We start from the raw sequence: 5,192 nt of genomic DNA, 5'->3' as shown, positions 1-5,192 counted from the left end.
CCCGGGGGGCGGGCCGACCAGGTGCGGGAGCCGGAGCGGATCACGGTGGGCGCCGGCCGCCGGACCCCGCCGGGGTAGCGCGGTCACCCGGGGAGCCGGCAGATTCACCGACCCGGGTTCCCCGACGATGGGAGGCCCGGCAGGGGGTCTCGCGCTGTCCTCCGTCATGGGCCCCTCTTCGCCGACGGGCACCATTCGCGTGCCGGGTCCACCCGCCACCCCGTGCCGTCGTTCCCCGGTGGGTCGTCCCCGAGCGCCGTCGTCCGGTCCGTTCGTCGCCTTGCCCGTGCGACGGCTTGTCGGAATGGAATGCCGTGGCGCGGTGGATCCCCGTGGTCGGGCGGTGCGCGCTGGTACGTGACCAGCCTGCCATGCGGTCGGGTTGCCCGCCGTGACGGAGCCCGGTTGCGTCGGCTACGGGTTGTTTGGCGGGCGAGTTTGGCGGGCGAGGGCCCTGGGACGCGTCCCACCGAAATGCCGCACCCACGATCGGGTGGTCGAGGATCGGGTGGTCGAAGCAGGTGCCGACCCGGTCACCGCCGGCGCTCGGCGGCGCGGGCCTTCACGGTCGCGCCGAGGCCGCGCGCGGTGGTTTCGGCACGCTGCTTCAGCGGCCCGAGGGTGCGGCGCAGCCGATCGATCCGTCCCTCGCCGCCGCGGGTGACATCCGCCGCCTCGCCCTCCCCGTAGTCATGATCGGGATGGTCCGCCGCGCTCAGCCGCCAGTAGCCACGGGTCGACAGGTCGGCGCGGTCCAGCCCCGAGGCGAGCAGGTGACGGCGGATCCGGCGTACCGCCGTGGCCTCGCAGGCCACCCAGGCCGCGGTGCCGGCGGGCAGGGGTATGGCCTCGACGGCCTCGGCCAGCAGTGCGCCGGGAACCCCGCCGTTACGGTGCAGCCAGGTGACGGTCGTCGCGGGGGTGACCGGGAGAGCCCGCTGGCGGCCGGCGTCGCGAACCTCCGCCACCACGGTCACCGGTACCCGAGTGGGTAGCCGTTCCAGCACCGTCGCCAGCGCGGGCAGGCCGGTCTCGTCGGCGGCGAGCAGGTGGTGCGCGGCCGACGTCCGCACCTCGTATCCACCCCCCGGTCCGGCGATGGCGAGATGGTCACCGGGCCGGGCGGTACCCGCCCACCGCCCAGCCGGGCCCTCGCCGTGCAGGAGCATCTCGATCTCCAGTTCGAGGGCCTCAGCGTCGAACCGGCGCGGGGTGTAGGTCCGCACGATCGGGCGGGGCGCACCCGCCGGGAAGACGGGTCGTCCGTCCGGCCCCCAGCCCGGAACGGTCGGTTCGGTCTGCCCGTCGGCCGGCAGGAAGATCTTCACGTGCTGCGCGGCCCGGGGCAGCGAGAATCCGGCCAGCGCCGGCCCACCGAGCGTCACCGTCACCATGTCCCCGGTGAGCGGGGTGACGCGGACGACCCGCAGCCGGCGCGGGGCCGGCCGGGCGTGCCGCGGCGCGGGCCGGTTCTCCGCCGACGCCGACGGGCGGCCGTCGCGCCCGTCCGGTAGTCCGGTCGGGTGGGGCGTGGATGGCACGGAGGAGTCCGGCCCGAACGTCGACATCGGCTCTTGCGTCCTGCCTCTCGTGACCGCGGGCCGGACTGGTTCTGGCCCGCACGGACGGGCTTCAGGCCCGGGACGGGGCCGTCCCGACCTCCGCGAGCCCGGGTGGCATTCCAGGACGAACCTATGCCCCGCCATTCGGGCGATGACTCGCGGAGGGGCGCGACGGTCGTTCCGTACCTGCCCCGAATCTGCCCCGAATCTGCCCCGACAGGATCATCCTCCTTGACAAGGAAAATTTTCGGTAGGACGATGAGGCGCATGTTGGAGGTCGCAGTGATCGATGACCCGGCCGCCGCGGGGGCCGCGCTCGACCCGGTCCGGGCGAGTTTGCTGGCCGCGCTCGCGGAGCCGGGTTCGGCCAGCACCCTGGCCGCTCCCGTGGGGCTGTCACGTCAGCGGGTCAATTACCACCTGCGGGCCCTGGAGCGTCACGGGCTGGTCGAACTCGTCGAGGAACGCAGAAGGGGCAACTGCACCGAGCGCGTACTACGGGCGACGGCGGCCTCCTATGTGATCTCGCCGACCGCGTTGCCGGCGGTCGCCCCGGATCCCGGCCGGTCGCCGGATCAGCGCTCTGCCCGATGGCTGCTCGCGCTCGGTGCCCGGCTGGTGCGGGAGGTCGGCGACCTCATCACCGGTGCCACCGCTGCCCGGCAGCGGCTGGCGACGTTCGCGATCGACAGCGAGATCCGATTCGCTTCCGCCGCGGACCGCGCCGCGTTCGCCACGGAGCTCGGGGAGACGGTTGCCGCCCTCGTCGGCAGGTACCACGACACCACCGCCGAAGGCGGGCGCTCCCACCGTTTCGTCATCGCCCTGCACCCGAGCGTCACGCGGCCCGAGCGGGTGGCTGTCGGATCCGATGCGGGGTCCGATGCGGGGGAGGACGTCCTCGGCCTTGGCACCGCCGGTCCCACCGGCACCGACAGTCCCACCAACGCAGCCGGCCCCACCGGAACCGATGGCCCCACCGCAACCAAGGAGAACTAGAGATGTCCCGTGAGTTCGAGATCCGCCGCGAGGGCGTGCTGCCCACCTCCCCGGAGGAGTACTGGGACGCCGTTACCACCGGTAACGGCGGATGGCTGTGGCCGATGGAGTTCGAGCCCCGGCAGGGTGGCGCAGCGCCCTTCGGGGGCACGGTCACCGTCTGGGACCCGCCGCACCACCTCGTCACCCGGGTGGAGGGTGCGGACGGCTGGTTCAACCAGCTGGAACACGTGATCGAGGGCCGGGACGGCGGCATGACCTCCTTCCGCTACGTCCACAGCGGGATCTTCGTCGACGACTGGGAGAACCAGTACGACGGCGCCAGCCAGCACACCGACTTCTACCTGCACACGCTCGGCCAGCACCTGCGGTACTTCAGCCGCCGGCCGGTGACCTACGTCGCGGCCGACGCGCCGGCGTCCTCGACCGCGCCGGACGCGTTCGTCCGGCTGCGCCGCGAGCTCGGCGTCGCCGACGAGGTCGGCCAGAGCGACGCGCTGCGCGTCACCCTCCCGGGCATCGACCCGCTGGACGCCGTGGTCGACTACCTGCATCCCCACTTCCTCGGCCTGCGGACCGGCGACGGGCTGTACCGCTTCTTCGGCCGCAACGCCTTCGGCGCCCCGATCGGCATCGCCCTGCACCTGTTCGCCCCCGGCGCCGACCAGGCGAAGACCACCCAGGCCTGGACCGACTGGCTGCAGGACGTGTTCGCCTAAGCGCCTTTCCGTCGATCCCCGCCTTTCCGTCGATCCCCGCCGTTTTGCCGATCTCCGCCGGCTCGTGTCGGGCCGGCACCGGCACCCGGTCAGGGATGACGGTCATACTCCGAACGCCCGTGCCAGCCGCGTCAATCCCTCCGTGATCTCCACCGGCGGGTGCGTGGTGAAGGACAGGCGCAGCGTCGCGGGGTCCGGCGGCCCCGCGAAAAAAGGAGCACCGGGAACGTAGGCCACGTCGTGCTCCACCACGCCGGGCAGCAGGGCGGTGGCGTCGTGACCGTCGGGGAGGCGGGCCCAGACGAACATGCCGCCCTCGGGCCGGTTCCAGCTGCTCCCGGGCGGCAGTGCCCAGGCGAGCCCGTCGAGGAGCGCGTCGCGGCGTTCGCGGTAGGCGGCGCACATCCGCGCGATGTGCAGGTCGGGGTCGGCGTCGGCCAGATACCGGGCGGCGGCGGCCTGATCGACCGTGGAGGTGTGCAGGTCCGCGGCCTGCTTGGCGATCACGCAGGCCCGCCGCAGCATGGCCGGGGCCCGCAGCCAGCCCAGTCGCATCCCTGGGGCCATGATCTTGGAGAAGCTGCCGAGCAGGACGGTGCGGTCGGCGGCGTCGGCGAACGACGCGATCCACGGCTCCCGCGTGCCCTGGAAGCGCAGCTCACCGTAGGGGTCGTCCTCGACGATCCACAGGCCCTGCTCCGCGGCCACCCGGGCGACGGCCGCGCGGCGCGCCGCGGACAGCGTCCGACCGGTGGGGTTCTGGAAGGTCGGCACCAGGTAGAGCAGCCTGGGACGCTCGCGGGCCACCGTCTCCGCCAGCCGGTCGGGGAGGATCCCGTGCTCGTCGGTGGGGACGGGCACCACCCGGGCACCCGCGAGGCCGAGGCACTGCAGGGCAGCCAGATAGGTCGGATCCTCCACGAGGACCGCGTCACCCGGCTCCACGAGCGCCGCCGACAGCAGCGTCAGGGCCTGCTGCGAGCCCTTCGTGATCAGCAGGTCGTCCGCTCGGGTGGGCAGGCCGCGGCGCGCCAGGCGGTCCGCGACCGCTTGGCGCAGGTCCGGGTCGCCCTCCGTGGCGGAGTACTGCAGCACGCGCCGCGGCTCCTCGGCGAGCACCCGGTCGTAGGCGCGCCGGATCCCGTCGGCGTCGAAGAGCTCGGGAGCGGGTAGACCGCCGGCGAAGGAGATCACCTCCGGGCGGGCGGTCAGCGCGAGGATCTCCCGCACTGGCGAGGTGCGCACGGCGCCGGCTCGGGCGGCGAGACCGGGCACCGCAGCGGCGGGTGGAGCGGCGTTGGTCATGGCGGCTCCTCGAACTCCTTCTCCGGGTTCTCCCCGACGTACACGACCACTCGCCGCCAACCGCCGGGACGGCCGTACAGCGGCGTTCCAGCATGTGGACTGTGCTTCCCGCATCCTGGACTTTCTGGCGATCATAGCCATCGGCGCCGGCTCACGTGGCCGCCCGCGACTCCGAGCAGGCCGAGCAGCACGTTCACCAGGAATGGGGATGGCAGAGGTCATCATGCCCCTTCGTCTCGGGCGCAGACGATGTCTCCGATCGGGCTGGTTGAGGGGGCTGCTCGTGAACAGGCACCGAACGCCGACGGCGTGGGTAAGACGTCCGCACGGAGAAAGCCAGACTGCGGACCTGGACGGAATGGCGACGGGGAATTCTCCTGTCGCAGTGGTTTATGCGGAACTCATGGAACAGAAATAGAGCGCCCGGATCGCAGAGAATGCCTGCCGGCTGGACCACGACCTCGACGGTCGCGATCGGGCGGGAGATGATCAGGGGAGCGTGTCGGACATCGAACTGATACAGTCTGGCGGAGTCGAGTGTCGTCGACTCTGAGTGTCGCGCTGGTCGCCGGGAGTCCGGTCGCCCGGCACCGGCCAGGGTTCCTTC

At 72.6% G+C, this 5,192-nt stretch carries 4 protein-coding genes; 2 read left to right on the top strand and 2 right to left on the bottom strand.

Translation table 11 applies throughout. The features are described 5' to 3' along the window. Window positions 1–533 precede the first annotated feature (533 nt). Window positions 534–1,568: a siderophore-interacting protein gene (locus ACY5KJ_RS17230; protein WP_462188689.1), complete on the bottom strand. Its 1,035-nt coding sequence runs from the start codon at window positions 1,566–1,568 to the stop codon at window positions 534–536. 261 nt (window positions 1,569–1,829) lie between these two features. On the opposite strand from ACY5KJ_RS17230, the gene ACY5KJ_RS17225 reads away from it, so the two are divergent. Together ACY5KJ_RS17225 and ACY5KJ_RS17220 are read left to right on the top strand one after the other, a co-directional pair. After that, entirely contained in the window at window positions 1,830–2,561 is a 732-nt protein-coding gene (locus tag ACY5KJ_RS17225; protein ID WP_462188690.1) for an ArsR/SmtB family transcription factor, read from the top strand. A 2-nt stretch (window positions 2,562–2,563) separates the two neighbouring features. Then, entirely contained in the window at window positions 2,564–3,280 is a 717-nt protein-coding gene (locus tag ACY5KJ_RS17220) for an SRPBCC family protein (RefSeq protein WP_462188691.1), read from the top strand. Window positions 3,281–3,382: 102 nt separating this feature from the next. On the opposite strand, the gene ACY5KJ_RS17215 is transcribed toward ACY5KJ_RS17220, so the two are convergent. Next, window positions 3,383–4,585 carry an aminotransferase-like domain-containing protein gene (locus tag ACY5KJ_RS17215; protein WP_462188693.1) on the bottom strand — a complete coding sequence of 401 codons (1,203 nt, stop codon included), beginning with the start codon at window positions 4,583–4,585 and terminating at the stop codon, window positions 3,383–3,385. Window positions 4,586–5,192 lie beyond the last annotated feature (607 nt).

Source organism: Frankia sp. CcWB3, from assembly GCF_977927595.1.
The sequence above is the reverse complement of the archived record's forward strand: the minus strand, read 5'-3'. Positions and strand labels throughout refer to the sequence as shown.

Coding starts and splice junctions, on each gene's coding strand:
- ACY5KJ_RS17220 (WP_462188691.1), top strand. CDS start 2,564: ATGTCCCGTGAGTTCGAGATCCGCCGCGAGGGCGTGCTGCCCACCTCC.
- ACY5KJ_RS17225 (WP_462188690.1), top strand. CDS start 1,830: ATGTTGGAGGTCGCAGTGATCGATGACCCGGCCGCCGCGGGGGCCGCG.
- ACY5KJ_RS17230 (WP_462188689.1), bottom strand. CDS start 1,568: ATGTCGACGTTCGGGCCGGACTCCTCCGTGCCATCCACGCCCCACCCG.
- ACY5KJ_RS17215 (WP_462188693.1), bottom strand. CDS start 4,585: ATGACCAACGCCGCTCCACCCGCCGCTGCGGTGCCCGGTCTCGCCGCC.